Annotated in this window: 16 protein-coding genes and 3 rRNA genes; 17 read left to right on the forward strand and 2 right to left on the reverse strand. The window is 67.5% G+C overall.

All coding sequences use genetic code 11. From position 1 onward, the window contains the following. Positions 1–19: 19 nt before the first annotated feature. Positions 20–859 carry a hypothetical protein gene (locus tag OG322_RS20750; RefSeq protein WP_123460027.1) on the reverse strand — a complete coding sequence of 280 codons (840 nt, stop codon included), beginning with the start codon at positions 857–859 and terminating at the stop codon, positions 20–22. A 40-nt stretch (positions 860–899) separates the two neighbouring features. On the opposite strand from OG322_RS20750, the gene OG322_RS20755 reads away from it, so the two are divergent. From OG322_RS20755 to proC, 10 genes are all read left to right on the forward strand, one after another. Continuing rightward, positions 900–1850 (forward strand): Ppx/GppA phosphatase family protein, encoded by a 951-nt coding sequence (locus OG322_RS20755; RefSeq protein WP_123460026.1) that lies wholly within the window; start codon positions 900–902, stop codon positions 1848–1850. Positions 1851–1945: 95 nt separating this feature from the next. Beyond that, positions 1946–2773: a sugar phosphate isomerase/epimerase family protein gene (locus OG322_RS20760; protein WP_123460025.1), complete on the forward strand. Its 828-nt coding sequence runs from the start codon at positions 1946–1948 to the stop codon at positions 2771–2773. Continuing rightward, positions 2770–3393 carry a TetR/AcrR family transcriptional regulator gene (locus tag OG322_RS20765; protein ID WP_123460024.1) on the forward strand — a complete coding sequence of 208 codons (624 nt, stop codon included), beginning with the start codon at positions 2770–2772 and terminating at the stop codon, positions 3391–3393. Before OG322_RS20760 ends, OG322_RS20765 begins: the two co-directional genes overlap by 4 nt. Before the next feature lie 163 nt (positions 3394–3556). Then, on the forward strand, positions 3557–5407 hold the full coding sequence (gene ilvD / locus OG322_RS20770) for a dihydroxy-acid dehydratase (RefSeq protein WP_123460023.1): 1851 nt from the start codon (positions 3557–3559) through the stop codon (positions 5405–5407). 162 nt (positions 5408–5569) lie between these two features. Then, a complete protein-coding gene (locus OG322_RS20775; protein ID WP_123460022.1) occupies positions 5570–6040 on the forward strand; it encodes a hypothetical protein in 471 nt (156 codons plus the stop codon). 99 nt (positions 6041–6139) lie between these two features. Then, entirely contained in the window at positions 6140–6712 is a 573-nt protein-coding gene (locus tag OG322_RS20780) for a hypothetical protein (RefSeq protein ID WP_123460021.1), read from the forward strand. Between the two features lie 169 nt (positions 6713–6881). Then, the gene (locus OG322_RS20785; RefSeq protein WP_124284292.1) at positions 6882–7742 is read left to right on the forward strand and encodes a class I SAM-dependent methyltransferase; all 861 of its coding nucleotides are present in this window, start codon (positions 6882–6884) and stop codon (positions 7740–7742) included. Positions 7743–7805: 63 nt separating this feature from the next. Beyond that, positions 7806–8573, forward strand: coding sequence for an ABC transporter ATP-binding protein (locus tag OG322_RS20790; RefSeq protein ID WP_123460019.1), 768 nt, complete (start codon positions 7806–7808; stop codon positions 8571–8573). After that, a complete protein-coding gene (locus OG322_RS20795; protein WP_329306783.1) occupies positions 8570–9379 on the forward strand; it encodes an ABC transporter permease in 810 nt (269 codons plus the stop codon). Before OG322_RS20790 ends, OG322_RS20795 begins: the two co-directional genes overlap by 4 nt. 83 nt (positions 9380–9462) lie before the next feature. Beyond that, positions 9463–10272, forward strand: a complete 810-nt coding sequence (gene proC / locus OG322_RS20800) for a pyrroline-5-carboxylate reductase (RefSeq protein ID WP_123460017.1) — start codon at positions 9463–9465, stop codon at positions 10270–10272. A 1-nt stretch (position 10273) separates the two neighbouring features. Here the strand turns inward: proC and OG322_RS20805 are convergent, their stop codons facing one another. Next, entirely contained in the window at positions 10274–10861 is a 588-nt protein-coding gene (locus OG322_RS20805; RefSeq protein WP_123460016.1) for a cysteine hydrolase family protein, read from the reverse strand. 74 nt (positions 10862–10935) lie between these two features. Between OG322_RS20805 and OG322_RS20810 the strand changes: the two genes are divergently transcribed. The 7 genes from OG322_RS20810 to OG322_RS20840 all read left to right on the forward strand — a co-directional run bounded on the left by OG322_RS20810 (position 10936) and on the right by OG322_RS20840 (position 20887). Then, positions 10936–11976, forward strand: coding sequence for a GlxA family transcriptional regulator (locus OG322_RS20810; RefSeq protein ID WP_123460015.1), 1041 nt, complete (start codon positions 10936–10938; stop codon positions 11974–11976). A 658-nt stretch (positions 11977–12634) separates the two neighbouring features. After that, positions 12635–14160 (forward strand): 16S ribosomal RNA (locus tag OG322_RS20815). A gap of 301 nt (positions 14161–14461) precedes the next feature. Then, positions 14462–17586: ribosomal RNA gene (locus OG322_RS20820) — 23S ribosomal RNA — on the forward strand. Between the two features lie 79 nt (positions 17587–17665). Next, positions 17666–17782: ribosomal RNA gene (rrf, locus tag OG322_RS20825) — 5S ribosomal RNA — on the forward strand. The 16S, 23S and 5S rRNA genes sit together here, the layout of an rRNA operon. Positions 17783–17856: 74 nt before the next feature. Continuing rightward, on the forward strand, positions 17857–18501 hold the full coding sequence (locus tag OG322_RS20830) for an HAD family hydrolase (RefSeq protein WP_123460014.1): 645 nt from the start codon (positions 17857–17859) through the stop codon (positions 18499–18501). A gap of 42 nt (positions 18502–18543) precedes the next feature. Next, the gene (locus OG322_RS20835) at positions 18544–19746 is read left to right on the forward strand and encodes an MFS transporter (RefSeq protein WP_329306784.1); all 1203 of its coding nucleotides are present in this window, start codon (positions 18544–18546) and stop codon (positions 19744–19746) included. Next, positions 19715–20887 carry an acetoin utilization protein AcuC gene (locus OG322_RS20840; protein WP_329306785.1) on the forward strand — a complete coding sequence of 391 codons (1173 nt, stop codon included), beginning with the start codon at positions 19715–19717 and terminating at the stop codon, positions 20885–20887. The genes OG322_RS20835 and OG322_RS20840 overlap by 32 nt, the downstream gene beginning before the upstream one ends. The last annotated feature ends 92 nt before the right edge of the window (positions 20888–20979 follow it).

Genomic DNA, 20979 nt, shown 5'->3' on the forward strand with positions numbered 1-20979 from the left:
CGGCGGGACCGCCCCGGAACTACGCCGGATCGGCCGGGTGGGGCGCCATCGGCAGCAGCGAGGAGAGCCGCTCCTCGCACAGCCCGGCCAGCCGGTCGTACCCCTCCTTGCCCATCAGCTCGGTCAGCTCGGGGCGGTAGGACACGTACACCGGCTCCCCGGCTCCGTGCGCCGACGTCGCCGACGTGCACCACCAGTGCAGGTCATGACCGCCGGGCCCCCATCCCCTGCGGTCGTACTCACCGATCGTCACCTGGAGCACCCGGGTGTCGTCGGGCCGGTCGATCCAGTCGTAGGTACGGCGGACCGGCAGCTGCCAGCACACGTCCGGCTTGGTCTCCAGGGGCTCCTTGCCCTCCCGCAGGGCCAGGATGTGCAGCGAGCAGCCCGCGCCCGCCGCGAAGCCGGGCCGGTTCTGGAAGATGCACGAACCCTCCCAGCGCCGCGTCTGGCGCTCCCCGTCGTCGTCGGTCTGGACCCAGCCCGACTCCGTACCCACGTCGTGGAACTGCCACAGATCCGGAGTCAGCCGGGCGACATGACCGGCCACCCGCTTCTCGTCGTCCTCGTCCGAGAAATGGGCGCCCAGCGTGCAGCACCCGTCGTCCGCGCGGCCGGCCTGGATGCCCTGGCAGCCGCTGCCGAAGATGCAGCTCCACCTGGACGTCAGCCAGGTCAGGTCACAGCGGAAGACCTGCTCGTCGTCGGCGGGGTCCGGGAACTCCACCCACGCCCGCGCGAAGTCGATCCCCGTCTCGTCGGACCCGTTGGGTCCCTTTGTCTTCGGCTGCTGCATCTCCTGCTTCGTTTTCTGCTTCTTCGTGACTTTGTCCGGCTTCGCCTTTTTCGTCTTTGGCACGCGCCAAGAGTAAGACCGCGGCCGCAGTAGCGTTCTGCGTATGAGACTCGGAGTCCTCGACGTGGGGTCGAACACGGTTCATCTGCTGGTGGTGGACGCGCACCCCGGCGCCCGCCCGCTGCCCGCGCACTCGCACAAGGCGGAGCTGCGCCTGGCCGAGCTCCTCGACGAGGACGGCGCGATCGGCCCGCTCGGCGTGGACCGGCTGGTGGCGACGATCGCCGACGCGGCCCAGGCCGCCGAGGACAAGGGCTGCGAGGACGTGCTGGCGTTCGCCACCTCGGCGGTACGGGAGGCGAGCAACGCCGACACCGTGCTGGCCCGGGTACGGGACGAGACGGGCATCGGCCTCGCCGTCCTCAGCGGCGCGGAGGAGGCCCGGCTCACCTTCCTAGCCGCCCGCCGCTGGTTCGGCTGGTCGGCGGGCAAGCTGCTGGTTCTGGACATCGGCGGCGGCTCGCTGGAGATCGCGTACGGCATCGACGAGGAGCCGGACGCCGCCGTGTCGCTGCCGCTCGGCGCCGGACGGCTCACGGCCGGCTGGCTGCGGGGCGATCCGCCGGACCAGGCGGAGGTGAAGACGCTGCGCCGGCACGTACGGGCGAGCATCGCCCGCAGCGTCGGCGAGTTCACCCGCTTCGGCCGCCCCGACCACGTCGTGGCCACGTCCAAGACCTTCAAACAGCTCGCCAGGATCGCCGGCGCCGCCCGCTCCACCGAAGGGCTGTACGTGCAGCGCACCCTCAGCCGCAAGGCACTGGAGGAGTGGGTGCCGAAGCTGGCCACGATGACGGCCGAGGAGCGCGGGAGACTGCCCGGCGTCTCCGACGGCCGCTCCGCCCAGCTGCTGGCGGGCGCGCTGGTCGCGGAGGGCGCCATGGACCTCCTGGGCGTCGAGGACCTGGAGATCTGCCCCTGGGCGCTGCGCGAGGGCGTCATCCTGCGCCGCCTGGACCATCTGCCCACGCCGGACGCGGTGGCCCTGACCTGACGGCCGCCGCGGACGGGCGCGGCGACCGCCATGGCCCTTCTCACTTTCCGCCGGGCTCTCTCGGCGCCGCGCACCGCGGCCCGTACGCTGTCTGCGTGGCAGAACCAGTGGTGCGCATCCCGGATGCGAAGGTCGCCCTGTCGACGGCCTCCGTCTATCCGGAGTCGACGGCGACGGCCTTCGAGATCGCCGCGCGTCTGGGCTACGACGGTGTCGAGGTCATGGTCTGGACCGATCCCGTCAGCCAGGACATCGAGGCGCTGCGCCGCCTCTCGGACTACCACCAGGTGCCGATACTGGCTGTTCACGCCCCCTGTCTGCTGATCACCCAGCGTGTCTGGTCCACCGATCCCTGGGTCAAGCTCCAGCGGGCGCGGGCGGCCGCGGAGAAGCTCGGGGCGTCGACCGTCGTGGTCCACCCGCCGTTCCGCTGGCAGCGGCAGTACGCGCGTGACTTCGTCACCGGGATCTGGCGGATGGCGGACGAGACCGATGTGCGGTTCGCCGTCGAGAACATGTACCCGTGGCGCTACCGGGACCGGGAGATGCTCGCGTACGCCCCCGACTGGGACGTCACCAACGACGACTACCGGCACTTCACCGTGGACCTCTCGCACACCGCGACCGCCCGTACGGACGGCATGGCCATGGTCGACCGCATGGGCGACCGGCTGGCCCACGTCCACCTCGCCGACGGCAAGGGTTCCGGCAAGGACGAGCACCTGGTGCCCGGCCGGGGCGACCAGCCCTGCGCCGAGCTGCTGGAGCGGCTGGCCCGCACCGGCTTCGGCGGCCATGTCGTCGTCGAGGTCAACACCCGCCGGGCGATGTCCACCGCAGAACGTGAGGCCGATCTCGCCGAGGCGCTGGCCTTCACCCGGCTGCACCTCGCCTCGTCCTCCGCCCAGGTGCCGCGCCCATGACGACGGGCGCCGGCGGCCCGGGCCCCAGACGCCGCGGCCGCCCCTCCCGCACTGAGGCGGCGACCGGCCCCGATGCCCGCACCCGCATCCTGGAGGCCGCCCGCACCGAATTCGCCGAGCGCGGCTACGACAAGACGTCGATGCGCGGCATCGCGAAGGCCGCCGGCGTGGACGCGGCACTGGTCCACCACTACTTCGGTACGAAGGACGAGGTCTTCGCCGCCGCGGTCGAGGTCTCCTTCGAGCCCACCCTGGAGCTCTCGGACGTGCTCGGCAGCGGCACGGAGGGCCTGGGCGAGCGGCTGGCGGGCTACTTCATCGAGGTATGGGAGAACCCGGTGTCCCGTGCCCCGCTGCTGGCGATCATGCGTTCGGCGATGACCCACGAGGCGGCGGCGAAGGTCCTGCGCGTCTTCGTGCTGCGGCGGCTGCTGGGCCGGATCGCGGAGCAGCTGGACGTCCCCGACGCCACCTTCCGCGCGGAACTGGCCGCGTCGCACATGGTGGGCATCGCGGTGCTGCGGTACGTGATCCAGGCGGAGCCGCTGGCATCGGCGGACCCGGAAAAGATCATCGCCATGGTGGCCCCCACGCTGCAGCGCTACCTGACGGAGGACTGACCCCTCCACCGCGTACTCCTCGCACTCCGCGCTGGCGCTCACCACTCCGCTGCGGGCACAGCCCACCCGCGCGCCCGATCCCGGATTTCGGACACTGCGTCCAGATCCTGGCGCCGAGGCGTACGCTCGGAACCAGTCTTTTCTGTCGAAGGAGCGAGAGACGATGCCCCAGCTGAGGTCCCGCACTGTCACCCACGGCCGCAACATGGCGGGCGCCCGCGCCCTTATGCGGGCCTCGGGCGTAGCGAGCGAGGACATCGGCAAGCCGATCATCGCGGTCGCCAACTCCTTCACGGAGTTCGTCCCCGGCCACACCCACCTCGCCCCGGTCGGCCGGATCGTCTCCGACGCGATCAAGGCCGCGGGCGCGGTGCCCCGCGAGTTCAACACGATCGCGGTCGACGACGGCATCGCGATGGGCCACGCCGGGATGCTCTACAGCCTCCCGTCCCGCGACCTGATCGCCGACTCCGTCGAGTACATGGTCGAGGCGCACTGCGCCGACGCACTGATCTGCATCTCGAACTGCGACAAGATCACTCCGGGCATGCTGATGGCCGCGATGCGCCTCAACATCCCCACGGTCTTCGTCTCCGGCGGCCCGATGGAGGCCGGCAAGGCCACCCTCGTCGACGGCACGGTCCGCAAGCTGGACCTGATCAACGCCATCAGCGACGCGGTCGACGAGAGCGTCTCCGACGAGGACATGCTCCGCATCGAGGAGAACGCCTGCCCCACCTGCGGCAGCTGTTCCGGCATGTTCACCGCCAACTCGATGAACTGCCTGACCGAGGTCCTCGGCCTCTCCCTCCCCGGCAACGGCTCCGTGCTCGCCACGCACACCGCCCGCAAGGCGCTGTACGAGGACGCCGGCCGCACGGTCGTGGAGATCACCAAGCGCTACTACGAGCAGGACGACGAGACGGTCCTGCCGCGCGCCATCGGCACCCGCGCCGCGTTCGACAACGCGATGGCGCTGGACATCGCCATGGGCGGCTCGACCAACACGATCCTGCACCTGCTGGCCGCAGCCCAGGAGGCCGAGCTGGCGTACGACCTCGACGACATCAACGAGGTCTCGCGCCGGGTCCCCTGCCTCTCCAAGGTCGCCCCCAACGTGGCGCCCGGCGGTACGTACTACATGGAGGACGTCCACCGGGCCGGCGGCATCCCCGCCATCCTCGGCGAGCTCCACCGTGGCGGGCTGCTCAACGAGGACGTGCACTCGGTGCACTCCGACACGCTCGCCGAGTGGCTCAAGAACTGGGACATCCGCGGCGGCTCTCCGTCCCCGGAGGCCGTCGAGATGTGGCACGCGGCCCCCGGCTGCGTCCGTTCCGCGACCGCCTTCTCGCAGTCCGAGCGCTGGGAGACCCTCGACCTGGACGCGGCCGGCGGCTGCATCCGCGACATGGAGCACGCGTACTCCAAGGACGGCGGGCTCGCGGTCCTCAAGGGGAACCTCGCCGTGGACGGCTGTGTCGTGAAGACGGCCGGCGTCGACGAGTCGATCTGGACCTTCGAGGGCCCGGCGGTCGTCTGCGAGTCGCAGGACGACGCCGTCGACAAGATCCTCCGTAAGGAGATCAAGGAGGGCGACGTCGTCGTCATCCGTTACGAGGGCCCGCGCGGCGGCCCCGGTATGCAGGAGATGCTCTACCCGACGTCGTTCCTCAAGGGCCGCGGCCTCGGCAAGAGCTGCGCACTGGTCACGGACGGCCGCTTCTCCGGCGGGACGTCGGGCCTGTCCATCGGCCACGCCTCGCCGGAGGCGGCGTCCGGCGGCACGATCGCGCTCGTCGAGGACGGCGACCGGATCCGGATCGACATCCCGAACCGCTCGATCGAGCTCCTCGTCCCCGACGCCGAGCTGACCACCCGCCGTGAGGCGCTGAACGGTGTGTACGCGCCGAAGAACCGCGAGCGCAAGGTCTCGGCGGCGCTGCGCGCCTACGCGGCCATGGCGACCAGCGCGGACCGCGGCGCCGTCCGCGACGTCTCCAGGCTCGGCTGACCCTCCGGTGTCCGGCCCCTCCCGTGAGGGGCCGGACTCATAGCGGGCCCTGACCGCGGCCGACGTCCCGCGCGAGGTGTTGTGGCCCGAAAAGCACTCCCTGTGACCAGGTGGTCGCAGTAAGCTCGCACCCTTGTCATGCATGATCATGAATGGGGGAGTATGCGCACTTCTGTACGCCGCTCAGCGGTCGTCTCCGTACGTCGCTCAGCGGTCATCGCGTCAGCCGTCGCCGCCCTCGCGGCCCTCGGCGCAGTCCCGGCGGGTGCGGCTTCGGCCGCCGCCACTCCGGCCGGTGTCTGCGGATCCGGGTACACCCAGATCGACTCGCACGCGTTCCGGAACTCGTCGGTCGAACTGGCCCGCGTCTACCTGTTCTACAACGCGAGCACCAAGTTCAACTGCGTGGTCACCTTCCACGCCTCCGCCACCAGCGGTCACGCGCTGACCACCGGCGCCTGGCTCGATGTGGACGGGGACGGCAAGGAACAGGCCAAGGACCAGGGCACGTACTCCTCGTACGCGGGCCCGGTCCGGCTCGCCGCGGGCAGCCACTGCGTGAAGTGGGGCGGCATGATCGAGGCGGGCGTCGGTACGTACACGTACACGAGCCCGTGGAGTCACTGCGGCTGACGCGCGACGGCGCCGCGCCCCGCACCGGACGGGCGCGGCGCCACCGCCCCACCGCCCGGCTGACCCGGGTGCGGGCCCGGCCCTGGGACAATCGGCCTCGTGAGCGAGAACAGCGAGACCTCCGACGACACCGCGCCCGGCACCACCGAGTCCGCGACGGCATCCGCCGGCGCCGCCGCGACCGCCCCCGGTCCGCAGCCCGAGCCCATCCGCTTCTTCGGCACGACCTGGGTCGCCCACGACGGCCACTACGGTCTCCGCCGCGCCGGAGTGGCCGTCGGCTCGCTCGCCGCGACCGTTGCCTCCTGCTTCGTGCTGCGGTTCGCCTACCAGGGCCTGGAGATCGCGGATGTCGGCAGTTTCGTCGGCATGCTGGTGGTCCTGATGTTCGCCGTCTGCAGCGCCATCGCCTTCCGCAAGACGTGGGAGGGCTTCAGCAGCCGCCCGGCCGACCCCGGCCGCGAGGACAATCTGCGCGGCCTCAAGACCATCGGCTTCATCGGCGCGCTGCTCGCGTACTTCATCCGTACGTTCACCGAGGCGCCGGGCGAGAAGCTCCGGCGCACGGAGTACGAGGAGGCCCAGGTCCGGTTCACGAAGCGGCGGTCGGCACGGACCGGGAATCCGGCAGCCCGCAGGACGGCCAAGGCGAAGAAGGCCCGCCGCAAGTAGCGCGGCGCGCCCGGCCGGAAGGCGGCCCGGCCCGTGGAGCCCGGCCGTCCCACCCGCCCCGGACCGGTTGACGGTCCGCGACCGGCGGCGTCGCGGGACCGGCCGACACGGCCCCGCGACGCCGCTGAACACCTCGACCCGGCAGCCCGGCCGAAGCCACCATGGCCGCATGGCCACTACGGATAACCCGGACCCCAGCCGGTCCCCGCGTCCCTCGTCCGCACCCCCGCGCGCCCTGTCCTTCGACCGCGCCGCCGCCCAGTACGGCGCGGCCCGCCCCGGCTACCCGGACGCCCTCCTCGACGCCGTCGAGGAACTCGCGGGCCGCCCCCTGCGAGGCGCCCGTACCCTCGACGTCGGCGCGGGCACCGGCATCTCGACCCGCCGCCTCCACGACCGGGGCGCCCGGGTCGTCGCCGTCGAACCGGGCCCCGGCATGGCGGCGGAACTGCGAAGGACCCTGCCGGACATCCCGCTGGTACGGGGCGACGGCAACCGCCTCCCCTTCGCCGCGGCTTCGGCCGACCTGATCACGTACGCCCAGTCCTGGCACTGGACCGACCCCGCCCGCTCGGCCCCCGAGGCCGTGCGCGTCCTGCGGCCGGGCGGCGCGCTGGCCCTGTGGTGGAACGTCGCCGACCCGGCCGTCCCGTGGATCGCCGAACAGGACGCGCGCCTGCGCCGCTTCTTCGCCGTCGAGGTGCCCGCGGAGGGCGGGCCCGAGAACGAGAACGCAGCCGGGAACGCGCCCGTGAACCGCCCCCGGGCCACCGGTGTCCACGGCTCGCCCGTCTCCGCCCGCGATCTGCCGTCCGAGCTCACGTTCGTGCACCGTCGTGTGCCCTGGACCCGGCGCGTCCCCCTGGCCACCCACCTCGCCAACCTCGCCAGCCACTCCGCCTTCCTGGTCCTCGGCGACGAGCCCACCCGGCGCTGTCTCTCCGAGGAGCGCGAGCACCTCGCGCAGCGCTTCCCGGACGGCACGGTGGAGGAGGCCTATGTCGTCGATCTGAGCGTGGCCATCCGCTGAGCCCCCGCCCGACGACGCCCGGCTCCCTTGACGGCAGCCCGCCGCCGAGACAAAATTCATCACATGATGAATTCTTCGGGCGTCGCCATCGAGGCCCGCGGCCTCACCGTCGTACGAGGCAGCCGCACCGTCCTGAAAGGCCTCGGCTTCACCGTCGAGCCAGGCAGGATCACCGGGCTCCTCGGCCCCTCCGGCTGCGGCAAATCCACCCTGATGCGAGCCGTCGTCGGCACGCAGGCCAAAGTCACCGGCACCCTCGACGTCCTGGGCAGCCCTGCCGGCCACCCCACCCTCCGCCCGCGGGTCGGGTACGTCACCCAGGCGCCGTCCGTCTACACCGACCTCACCGTCCGGCAGAACCTCGACTACTTCGCGGCGATCCTGCAGCCGGGCCGCCGGCACCGCGATGCCCGCCGCGAAGCCGTCACCCGCGCCATCACCGAGGTCGACCTGACCAGCCACTCCGACGCCCTCGCCGGCACCCTCTCCGGCGGCCAGCGCACCCGCGTCTCCCTCGCCGTGGCGCTGCTCGGCACCCCCGAACTCCTCGTCCTGGACGAACCCACCGTCGGCCTGGACCCGGTGCTCCGGCGCGATCTGTGGAGCCTCTTCCACCGCCTCGCCGCGGACCGGGGGACCACCCTCCTCGTCTCCTCCCACGTCATGGACGAGGCCGAGCGCTGCCACCGGCTGCTCCTGATGCGCGAGGGCGAGATCCTCGCCGACGACACCCCCGAGGCACTGCGCGCCGCCTCCCGCACCGACACCGTCGAAGAAGCCTTCCTCCACCTGGTCGACGCGGCCGCCACCCGTCAGGAGAACGCCCGATGAGCACGCGTACGCCTACGAGCACGACGCGCGACACCCCGGCACCGCCCCCGGTGACCGGCTCGCCCGTCCTGAGCCCCGCCCGCACCCTCGCCACCGCAGTCCGCGTCCTGCGTCAGCTGACCCACGACCCCCGCACCGTCGCGCTGCTCCTGCTGATCCCGGTCCTGATGATCACGCTGCTGCGCTACGTCTTCGACGGCAGCCCCAGGACCTTCGACTCCATCGGCGCCTCGCTGCTCGGCATCTTCCCGCTGATCACGATGTTCCTGGTGACCTCGATCGCCACCCTGCGCGAGCGCACCTCGGGCACCCTCGAACGCCTCCTCGCCATGCCGCTCGGCAAGGGCGACCTGATCGCGGGCTACGCCCTCGCGTTCGGCGCCGTCGCCATCCTCCAGTCCCTCCTGGCGACGGGCCTCTCCCTCTGGGTCCTCGGCCTGGACGTCACCGGATCACCGTGGCTGCTGCTCCTGGTCGCCCTGCTCGACGCCCTGCTCGGTACGGCCCTCGGCCTGTTCGTCTCGGCCTTCGCGGCATCCGAGTTCCAGGCGGTCCAGTTCATGCCGGCCGTGATCTTCCCGCAGCTCCTGCTCTGCGGACTGTTCATCGCCCGGGACCAGATGGCACCCGTCCTCGAAGCGATCTCGAACGTCCTGCCCATGTCGTACGCGGTCGACGGCATGAACGAGGTCCTCCACCACACGGACATCACCGGGGACTTCATCCGCGACATCGTGATCGTGGCGGGCTGCGCACTCCTCGTCCTCACCCTCGGCGCCGCCACCCTCCGCCGCCGCACCACCTGACGGGCCGGTGCGAGGATGGCGGGCACGCGTACCGAGAACAGCCGGCACCCAGAACCGCCGGCACCGCCCGGAGGGTGAACCGCATGACCCAGACAGTTGCAGTCCTCGGCACCGGCAAGATCGGCGAGGCCCTGCTCAGCGGCATGATCCGGGCCGGGTGGCGCCCGGCGAACCTGCTGGTCACCACCCGCCGCGCCGAACGCGCCGAGGAGCTCCGCAACCGCTACGGGGTCGACTCCGTCAGCAACGCCGAGGCCGCCGAGCGCGCCGACATCCTGATCCTCGCGGCCAAACCCCAGGACATGGCCCGCCTCCTCGACGAGCTCTCCGCCCATGTCGCAGCCGACCGCCTGGTCATCAGCGCCGCGGCCGGCATCACGACCGCCTTCATCGAGGACCGCCTCACCGAGGCCACCCCGGTCGTCCGTGTCATGCCGAACACCCCCGTCCTGGTCGACGAGGGCATGTCCGTCATCTCCGCGGGCAGCCACGCCACCGGCGCACACCTGGCCACCGCCGAGGCGATCTTCGGCGGGGTCGGCAAGACCCTGCGCGTCCCCGAGTCCCAGCAGGACGCGGCCACCGCACTCTCCGGCTCGGGCCCCGCGTACTTCTACTTCCTCGTCGAGGCGATGACGGACGCCGGCATCCTGCTCGGCCTGCCCCGCGCCCAGGCCCACGACCTGATCGTCCAGGCCGCCATCGGCGCCGCCGTGATGCTCCGGGACAGCGGCGAGCACCCGGTCAAGCTCCGCGAGGCGGTCACCAGCCCGGCCGGCACCACCATCAGCGCCATCCGCGAACTGGAGAACCACGGCGTGCGCGCCGCCCTCATCGCGGCCCTCGAAGCCGCCCGCGACCGCAGCCGCGAACTCGCCTCCGGCAACGGCTGAGCTACTCCGCGGCGGCTGCGATCAGCTCCGCACTGCGCACCACCTCCGCGAACCCACCGCCGTGCAGCGACACGGCGGTGGCCCGCGCCAGCTCCTGCGCGCCGAGCGTCCACCCCCACGGACCGGCCCCGTCGAAGGTGTACGTCGCATCGAGCGCGAAGAACACCTCGTACCCCAGGTTCCCCGCCATCCGTGCCGTCGTCTCCGCGCACATATTGGTCTGGATACCGGCCACCACGATCTGCCGCACCCCGCCCGCGCGCAGCCACGCCCCCAGATCGGGCGTCCCGTAGAACGCCGAGTTCACGCTCTTCGTCAGAAACAGCTCGGGCCCACCGCCCTTTCCCCGCCGCTCCTCCACGTACGGCTTGAAGCCGTTCCCCGGATATCCCACCCGCAGCGGCGAATCCGGCTTGGGCGAGTCATGCCGTACGAACACGACCGGCCGCCCGCTCGACTGCCAGGCATCGATCAGCCCGGCGATGTTCCGGTCCGCCGAGGGGTTGTTCCGCGGCCCCCAGTACGCCTCCTCCTCGAATCCCTGCTGCACGTCCACCACGACCAGCGCTGCGTTCTCCGCGATATCCATGGCTACGATGCTGCCGCCCCGGACCCCGGCGGCCCAGAGGTCAAAAAGCCATCGATCGATGCTTTACTGCCAGCATGGCCACGCCCCCGGACACGACCGCCACACCCGCCCCCGCCCGCGCCCCGTCCCGGATCGCCCTCGTCTCCTTTCCCGGCATCCGCGCGTTCGACGTCTCGGTCATCACGGAGGTCTGGGGCGTGGACCGCACCGACCGGGACGTGCCGGCGTTCGAGCTGCGCCGCACCGCGGCCGACCCGGCGCCCATCCCGCTGCGCGGCGGCCTCTCGCTGACCCCCGACCGCACGCTCGCCTGGCTGCCCCGCGCCGACCTGATCGTGGTCCCCGGCCTGGACGACCACCTGACACCGGCCCCCGGGCCGGTCCTCGAAGCGCTCCGCCGCGCCCATGCCCGCGCCACCCCGATCGCCGCCCTCTGCGGAGGCGCCTTCACGCTCGCCCAGGCGGGACTGCTGGACGGCCGGCGAGCGGTCACCCACTGGAACCTCACCGACCTCCTGCGCACCCGCCATCCCGGCGTGACCGTCGTCCCCGACGCCCTCTTCGTCCACGACGACAACCTCTGGACATCCGCGGGCACGGCGGCGGGCATCGACCTCTGCCTCCACCTCGTCCGTACGACCCACGGCGCGGAGGCCGCGGCGACGATCGCGCGTTCGATGGTCACGGCGCCCTTCCGCACCGGCACCCAGGCTCAGTTCATCGAGCACCCCACCCCGCACACCGACCGCGACGCCGACGCCCTCGCCGCGGTACGGGCCTTCGCCCTGACACATCTGGCCGAACCGCACACGGTGGCCGGCCTCGCCGCCCGAGCGGGCATGTCCCCGCGCTCCTTCGCCCGCCACTTCCAGGCGACCACCGGCACCGCTCCACTGCGCTGGCTGATCACCCAACGCATCGCCGCAGCTCAGAAGCTCCTGGAGCGCACCGATCTCGCCCTCCCCGAGGTAGCCCGCCGCACCGGCTTCGGCAGCGAGATCACCATGCGCCAGCACTTCGCGACCCACCTGTCCACCAGCCCCCGCGACTACCGCCTGGCCTTCCACCACACCCCGGCAGGACCTGGGGTTGACACGCCCGGTCCGCATCCGTAGTGTGCTCCGAGTTGTCCGACGTGAGCGCCGACCCCGGTCGGTCCCCGGACAGCCATTCCGCAGTAACCACAACGAGCCAGCGACAGCTGTCGCCTGCCTCTGCGTGCGCATTCGCGAAATGAGGAATCCACGTTCGAAGGAACGTGACCCCGATTAGCGTCGGGGCCCTGGATTCCGCTAAAGTCTCACTCGTCGGAACGGCCCAACAGCCAGGAAGACAAACCCCGCTGACTGGGAATCAGGCCCGAAAGGATCTGATAGAGTCGGACTCGCCGGAAAGGGAAACGCGAAAGCGAAGAACTGGAAAGCGAAAATGCGAGGCCCGCTTCGACCGGGAATCGGACACGAAAGAGTCTGATAGAGTCGGAAACGCAAGACCGAAGGGAAGCGCCCGGAGGAAAGCCCCAGAAAATGTTCTGGTGGTGAGTACAAAGGAAGCGTCCGTTCCTTGAGAACTCAACAGCGTGCCAAAAGTCAACGCCAGATACGTTGATACCCCGACCTGCTTCGGCAGGTTCGAGGTTCCTTTGAAAGTCCTGGCAGACCACACTAGTGGTTCTACCAGGCAATGCACATAGCGAGGACATAGTGAACGATCGGTCTTATTCCGACTCGATTGTTCCGCTCTCGTGTGTGTGATCCCGATTACGGGAAAACATTCACGGAGAGTTTGATCCTGGCTCAGGACGAACGCTGGCGGCGTGCTTAACACATGCAAGTCGAACGATGAAGCCCTTCGGGGTGGATTAGTGGCGAACGGGTGAGTAACACGTGGGCAATCTGCCCTTCACTCTGGGACAAGCCCTGGAAACGGGGTCTAATACCGGATAATACTTTCCCTCTCATGGGGGAAGGTTAAAAGCTCCGGCGGTGAAGGATGAGCCCGCGGCCTATCAGCTAGTTGGTGGGGTAATGGCCTACCAAGGCGACGACGGGTAGCCGGCCTGAGAGGGCGACCGGCCACACTGGGACTGAGACACGGCCCAGACTCCTACGGGAGGCAGCAGTGGGGAATATTGCACAATGGGCGAAAGCCTGATGCAGCGACGCCGCGTGAGGGATGACGGCCTTCGGGTTGTAAACCTCTTTCAGCAGGGAAGAAGCGAAAGTGACGGTACCTGCAGAAGAAGCGCCGGCTAACTACGTGCCAGCAGCCGCGGTAATACGTAGGGCGCAAGCGTTGTCCGGAATTATTGGGCGTAAAGAGCTCGTAGGCGGCTTGTTGCGTCGGTTGTGAAAGCCCGGGGCTTAACCCCGGGTCTGCAGTCGATACGGGCAGGCTAGAGTGTGGTAGGGGAGATCGGAATTCCTGGTGTAGCGGTGAAATGCGCAGATATCAGGAGGAACACCGGTGGCGAAGGCGGATCTCTGGGCCATTACTGACGCTGAGGAGCGAAAGCGTGGGGAGCGAACAGGATTAGATACCCTGGTAGTCCACGCCGTAAACGTTGGGAACTAGGTGTTGGCGACATTCCACGTCGTCGGTGCCGCAGCTAACGCATTAAGTTCCCCGCCTGGGGAGTACGGCCGCAAGGCTAAAACTCAAAGGAATTGACGGGGGCCCGCACAAGCAGCGGAGCATGTGGCTTAATTCGACGCAACGCGAAGAACCTTACCAAGGCTTGACATACACCGGAAAGCATCAGAGATGGTGCCCCCCTTGTGGTCGGTGTACAGGTGGTGCATGGCTGTCGTCAGCTCGTGTCGTGAGATGTTGGGTTAAGTCCCGCAACGAGCGCAACCCTTGTTCTGTGTTGCCAGCATGCCCTTCGGGGTGATGGGGACTCACAGGAGACTGCCGGGGTCAACTCGGAGGAAGGTGGGGACGACGTCAAGTCATCATGCCCCTTATGTCTTGGGCTGCACACGTGCTACAATGGCCGGTACAATGAGCTGCGATGCCGCGAGGCGGAGCGAATCTCAAAAAGCCGGTCTCAGTTCGGATTGGGGTCTGCAACTCGACCCCATGAAGTCGGAGTTGCTAGTAATCGCAGATCAGCATTGCTGCGGTGAATACGTTCCCGGGCCTTGTACACACCGCCCGTCACGTCACGAAAGTCGGTAACACCCGAAGCCGGTGGCCCAACCCCTTGTGGGAGGGAGCTGTCGAAGGTGGGACTGGCGATTGGGACGAAGTCGTAACAAGGTAGCCGTACCGGAAGGTGCGGCTGGATCACCTCCTTTCTAAGGAGCATTTCTTACCCGGTTTTCCGGGTCAGAGGCCAGTACACCGGCGAATGTTCGGTGCTGGTTGCTCATGGGTGGAACGTTGACTATTCGGCACGACAGGTTGTTTTTCACTAGTACTGCTTCGGCGTGGAATGTGGGGAGTGATCGGTCGGGTCGGGCACGCTGTTGGGTATCTGAAGGTACGGCCGTCATGGTCGTCCTTCGGTTGCCGGCCCCAGTGAACTCGCCCGGTAAGGGTGGGGTGGTGGGTGGCTGGTCGTTGTTTGAGAACTGCACAGTGGACGCGAGCATCTGTGGCCAAGTTTTTAAGGGCGCACGGTGGATGCCTTGGCACCAGGAACCGATGAAGGACGTGGGAGGCCACGATAGGCCCCGGGGAGCTGTCAACCAAGCTTTGATCCGGGGGTGTCCGAATGGGGAAACCCGGCAGTCGTCATGGGCTGTCACCCGCTGCTGAACACATAGGCAGTGTGGAGGGAACGAGGGGAAGTGAAACATCTCAGTACCCTCAGGAAGAGAAAACAACCGTGATTCCGGGAGTAGTGGCGAGCGAAACTGGATCAGGCCAAACCGTATGCGTGTGATACCCGGCAGGGGTTGCGCATGCGGGGTTGTGGGATCTCTTTTTCACGGTCTGCCGGCTGTGAGACGAGTCAGAAACCGTTGATGTAGGCGAAGGACATGCGAAAGGTCCGGCGTAGAGGGTAAGACCCCCGTAGCTGAAACATTAACGGCTCGTTTAAGAGACACCCAAGTAGCACGGGGCCCGAGAAATCCCGTGTGAATCTGGCGGGACCACCCGTTAAGCCTAAATATTCCCTGGTGACCGATAGCGGATAGTACCGTGAGGGAATGGTGAAAAGTACCGCGGGAGCGGAGTGAAATAGTACCTGAAACCGTGTGCCTACAAGCCGTGGGAGCGTCGCTGTGTGTGCTTGCACATGCAGTCGTGACTGCGTGCCTTTTGAAGAATGAGCCTGCGAGTTTGCGGTGTGTTGCGAGGTTAACCCGTGTGGGGAAGCCGTAGCGAAAGCGAGTCCGAATAGGGCGATTTAGTAGCGCGCTCAAGACCCGAAGCGGAGTGATCTAGCCATGGGCAGGTTGAAGCGGAGGTAAGACTTCGTGGAGGACCGAACCCACCAGGGTTGAAAACCTGGGGGATGACCTGTGGTTAGGGGTGAAAGGCCAATCAAACTCCGTGATAGCTGGTTCTCCCCGAAATGCATTTAGGTGCAGCGTCGTGTGTTTCTTGCCGGAGGTAGAGCACTGGATAGGCGATGGGCCCTACCGGGTTACTGACCTTAGCCAAACTCCGAATGCCGGTAAGTGAGAGCACGGCAGTGAGACTGTGGGGGATAAGCTCCATGGTCGAGAGGGAAACAGCCCAGAGCATCGACTAAGGCCCCTAAGCGTACGCTAAGTGGGAAAGGATGTGGAGTCGCAGAGACAACCAGGAGGTTGGCTTAGAAGCAGCCACCCTTGAAAGAGTGCGTAATAGCTCACTGGTCAAGTGATTCCGCGCCGACAATGTAGCGGGGCTCAAGCGTACCGCCGAAGTCGTGTCATTCATACACATATCCCCAACGGGAGTATGGATGGGTAGGGGAGCGTCGTGTGCCGGGTGAAGCAGCCGCGGAAGCGAGTTGTGGACGGTTCACGAGTGAGAATGCAGGCATGAGTAGCGATACACACGTGAGAAACGTGTGCGCCGATTGACTAAGGGTTCCTGGGTCAAGCTGATCTGCCCAGGGTAAGTCGGGACCTAAGGCGAGGCCGACAGGCGTAGTCGATGGACAACCGGTTGATATTCCGGTACCCGCTTTGAAACGCCCAATACTGAATCAGGCGATGCTAAGTCCGTGAAGCCGGCCCGATCTCTTCGGAGTTGAGGGTAGTGGTGGAGCCGACGAACCAGACTTGTACTAGGTAAGCGATGGGGTGACGCAGGAAGGTAGTCCAGCCCGGGCGGTGGTAGTCCCGGGGTAAGGGTGTAGGCCGTGTGGTAGGTAAATCCGTCACACATTAAGGCTGAGACCTGATGCCGAGCCGATTGTGGTGAAGTGGATGATCCTATGCTGTCGAGAAAAGCCTCTAGCGAGTTTCATGGCGGCCCGTACCCTAAACCGACTCAGGTAGTCAGGTAGAGAATACCGAGGCGTTCGGGTGAACTATGGTTAAGGAACTCGGCAAAATGCCCCCGTAACTTCGGGAGAAGGGGGGCCATCACTGGTGATTGGATTTACTCCATGAGCTGGGGGTGGCCGCAGAGACCAGCGAGAAGCGACTGTTTACTAAAAACACAGGTCCGTGCGAAGCCGTAAGGCGATGTATACGGACTGACGCCTGCCCGGTGCTGGAACGTTAAGGGGACCGGTTAGCTGACTTTCGGGTCGGCGAAGCTGAGAACTTAAGCGCCAGTAAACGGCGGTGGTAACTATAACCATCCTAAGGTAGCGAAATTCCTTGTCGGGTAAGTTCCGACCTGCACGAATGGCGTAACGACTTCTCGACTGTCTCAACCATAGGCCCGGTGAAATTGCACTACGAGTAAAGATGCTCGTTTCGCGCAGCAGGACGGAAAGACCCCGGGACCTTTACTATAGTTTGATATTGGTGTTCGGTTCGGCTTGTGTAGGATAGGTGGGAGACTTTGAAGCGGCCACGCCAGTGGTTGTGGAGTCGTCGTTGAAATACCACTCTGGTCGTGCTGGATGTCTAACCTGGGTCCGTGATCCGGATCAGGGACAGTGTCTGATGGGTAGTTTAACTGGGGCGGTTGCCTCCTAAAGAGTAACGGAGGCGCCCAAAGGTTCCCTCAGCCTGGTTGGCAATCAGGTGTTGAGTGTAAGTGCACAAGGGAGCTTGACTGTGAGACCGACGGGTCGAGCAGGGACGAAAGTCGGGACTAGTGATCCGGCAGTGGCTTGTGGAAGCGCTGTCGCTCAACGGATAAAAGGTACCCCGGGGATAACAGGCTGATCTTCCCCAAGAGTCCATATCGACGGGATGGTTTGGCACCTCGATGTCGGCTCGTCGCATCCTGGGGCTGGAGTCGGTCCCAAGGGTTGGGCTGTTCGCCCATTAAAGCGGTACGCGAGCTGGGTTTAGAACGTCGTGAGACAGTTCGGTCCCTATCCGCTGTGCGCGTAGGAATATTGAGAAGGGCTGTCCCTAGTACGAGAGGACCGGGACGGACGAACCTCTGGTGTGCCAGTTGTCCTGCCAAGGGCATGGCTGGTTGGCTACGTTCGGAAAGGATAACCGCTGAAAGCATCTAAGCGGGAAGCCTGCTTCGAGATGAGTATTCCCACCCTCTTGAAGGGTTAAGGCTCCCAGTAGACGACTGGGTTGATAGGCCAGATGTGGAAGCCCGGTAACGGGTGGAGCTGACTGGTACTAATAGGCCGAGGGCTTGTCCTCAGTTGCTCGCGTCCACTGTGTTAGTTCTGAAATAACGAACGGCCGTGTTTTGTTCCGGTGTTGGTTAATTTCATAGTGTTTCGGTGGTCATTGCGTTAGGGAAACGCCCGGTTACATTCCGAACCCGGAAGCTAAGCCTTTCAGCGCCGATGGTACTGCAGGGGGGACCCTGTGGGAGAGTAGGACGCCGCCGAACTCCTTTTGATAGTTAAGCCCCGTGCCCTTGTGGCACGGGGCTTTTCTGCGTTCCGGACAGTTTAAGGTCGTGACATGCGCTACGAACTGGTCATCTTCGACAACGACGGTGTGCTCGTGGACAGCGAGCCGATCTCCAACACCATCCTGGCCGGCTACCTCACGGAGCTCGGGCACCCCACCTCGTACGAGGAGTCCCTCCGCGACTACATGGGGGCCGCCATGCACCGCGTGCACGACCTCATCGAGGAGCAGGGCGGGGAGAAGCTGCCCGCCGACTTCGACGACACGTTCCACTCGCGGGTGTTCGCCGCGTTCCGGCAGGAGCTGCAACCCGTACCCGGCGCCGAGGAGGTGCTGGGGGATCTCGTCGCCGAGGGGGTCCCGTACTGCGTCGCGTCCTCCGGCAGCCACGAGCGGATCCGGGTCGGGCACCTGAAGACCGGGCTCGACCAGTGGTTCGAGGAGGAGTGGATCTTCAGCGCGCAGGACGTGGGGCGCGGGAAGCCGGCGCCCGACCTGTTCCTGCACGCCGCCGACCGGATGGGGGTGCCGCCGGAGAGGTGCGTCGTCATCGAGGACAGCCCGCTCGGGGTGGAGGCCGCCAGGGCCGCGGGGATGGACGTGTACGGGTTCACGTCGATGATGCCGGCGGACCGGCTGGCCGGGGTGACCGGGCATTTCTCCGACATGGGACAGCTGAGGGAATTGCTTGCCTGACACATCTACCCATGGGTAGAAACTGGCTCTACGCTCGCGCCCATGACAGATGCACGTTTGCGGCACGGCAGAGCCTCCCTCGGGTTGAGCTTCTTCGTGCAAGGCGTCACCTTCGCTCTTCTCGTGACGCGGATCCCCGCCATTCAGGACCGGTACGGGATATCCGACGGCCTGCTGCCCGTGTTCCTCGCTGCCGTGCCGATCCTGGCCGGTGCGGGCAGCGTGGTCACCGAGAAGGTGGTCGCGCGGGTACGGCCGCGGGTGGTCCTGCGGTGGGCGCAGCCCGTCGTGCTGCTCGCGCTGCTCGGTGTCGGTGCCGGGAGCGAGCTGTGGGAAGCGGCCCTGGCGCTGGGCGCCTTCGGGCTGGCCGTCGGTGCGCTGGACGCGTCCATGAACATGATGGGGGTCAGCCTTCAGCGGGCGTACGGACGCTCCATCATGCTCGGCTTCCATGCCGCGTACAGTCTGGGCGGGATCGCCGGGGCGTCGATGGCGTGGGCCGGGGCGCACTGGGATCTGTCGCTGCTGGTCTCGTACCTTCCGGTCGTGGTGGTGCTGTTGCCCGTCGCGCTCGTCGGGAGCCGGTGGTACGTCGAGGGGAAGCACGAGGACGAGGGGCAGGCCGCGGAGCGGGGGAAGGCCGGCTCGGTCTCGTTCAAGCTGTTGATGCCGCTCTGTCTGGTGATGAGCTTCGCGTACATCGGGGACTCGACGGTCTCCAACTGGAGCGCCAAGTATCTGCAGGACGTGCTGGGGAGCTCGGAGCAGCTCTCGACCGTCCCCTACAACGTCTACATGGTGACGACGCTGCTGGGGCGGGCCGTCGGGGACTTCGGAGTGCGGCGGTTCGGGGCGGTGGCCGTGGTGCGGTTCGGGAGCGTGCTGGCCGCGGCCGGGTTCGGTGTGGTGGCCATGGCCGGCGGGGCCTGGGTCGGGATGCTCGGGTTCACCATGCTGGGGTTCGGGCTGTGTGTGATCGTGCCGCAGACGTTCGCGGCCGCGGGGCGGTTGTTCCCCGGTGCGAGCGACACCGCGATCGCCCGGCTGAACATCTTCAACTACGTGGGGTTCCTGGTCGGCTCGCCCCTGGTGGGGGCGCTCGGGGACGCCTGGAGCTATCGGGGCGCGATGCTCGTACCGATGGCGCTGGTGCTCGCGATGCTCGTGTACGCCAAATCGTTCGGTGCGGAGCCCGCCCGATACGGTGGCGGGCATGAGCGGCCGCGCACAGCTGATGTGGGATGACGCAGTAACGGGATACGACTTCGGGGACAGCCATCCCATGGACCCGGTCAGACTTGCCCTGACGATGAGCCTGGTGCGGGCGTTCGGTCTCGACCGTGCGGTGGATGTGGTGGCGGCCAAGTCCGCCGGGGAGTCCACGCTGCGGCTCGTGCACCGCTCGGACTATGTGGCGGCCGTGCGGGCGGCCTCGGCGGATCCGGACCACGCCGACCAGAACTACGGACTCGGGACGACGGACGATCCGGCGTTCGCCGGGATGCATGAGGTGTCGGCGCTGATCGCCGGGCAGTCGGTGGCCGCGGCGGAGGCGGTGTGGCGCGGGCAGACCGGGCACGCGGTGAACTTCACCGGCGGGCTCCACCACGCCATGCCCGGCAGCGCGTCGGGCTTCTGTATCTACAACGACCCGGCGCTCGCCATCGCGCGGCTGCTGGAGCTGGGTGCGGAGCGGGTCGCGTACATCGATGTGGACGTGCACCACGGGGACGGCGTGCAGGCGGCCTTCTGGGAGGACCCGCGGGTGCTGACGGTCTCGCTGCACGAGCACCCGCGGACACTCTTCCCGCAGACCGGCTGGCCGGAGGAGACCGGTGCGGGGGCGGGTGCGGGCGGTGCGGTGAATGTGGCGCTGCCGGCCGGGACTGGGGACGCGGGATGGCTGCGGGCGTTCCACGCGGTGGTGCCGGAACTGCTGGCGGACTTCCGGCCGCAGGTCCTGGTGACGCAGCACGGGGCCGATACGCACTTCGAGGACCCGTTGGCCCATCTCGCGGTGTCGCTGGACGCCCAGCGGGCCGTGATGGCGGCCTGTCACGACCTCGCCCATGAGTACGCGCAGGACGGGCGCTGGGTGGCGCTCGGCGGGGGCGGCTACGCGGTGGTGGACGTGGTGCCGCGGTCCTGGACGCATCTGGTGGGGATCGCCGCCCATGCGCCGGTGGACCCGGAGTCGGTGATCCCGTCGTCCTGGCGGGACGAGGTCTACGCGCGGACCCGGCAGCTCGGGCCGGCCCGGATGACGGACGGCCGTACCCCGTCGTGGAAGTCGTGGGAAGAGGGGTACGACCCGGCGGACCGGCTGGACCAGGCGGTGCTGGCGAGCCGTCGGGCGGCCTTTCCGCTGCGGGGGCTGCTGACCTGACGCCCGGTCGGTGGGTGCGGTGGTTACGCCAACTGTGGGGCGTAATCCGGCTTTTGGTCCCTGGGCGGTGCGGGTGCGGGAGCATCGGCAGG

Source organism: Streptomyces sp. NBC_01260 (assembly GCF_036226405.1).
GTDB classification, from domain to species: Bacteria; Actinomycetota; Actinomycetes; order Streptomycetales; family Streptomycetaceae; genus Streptomyces; species Streptomyces laculatispora.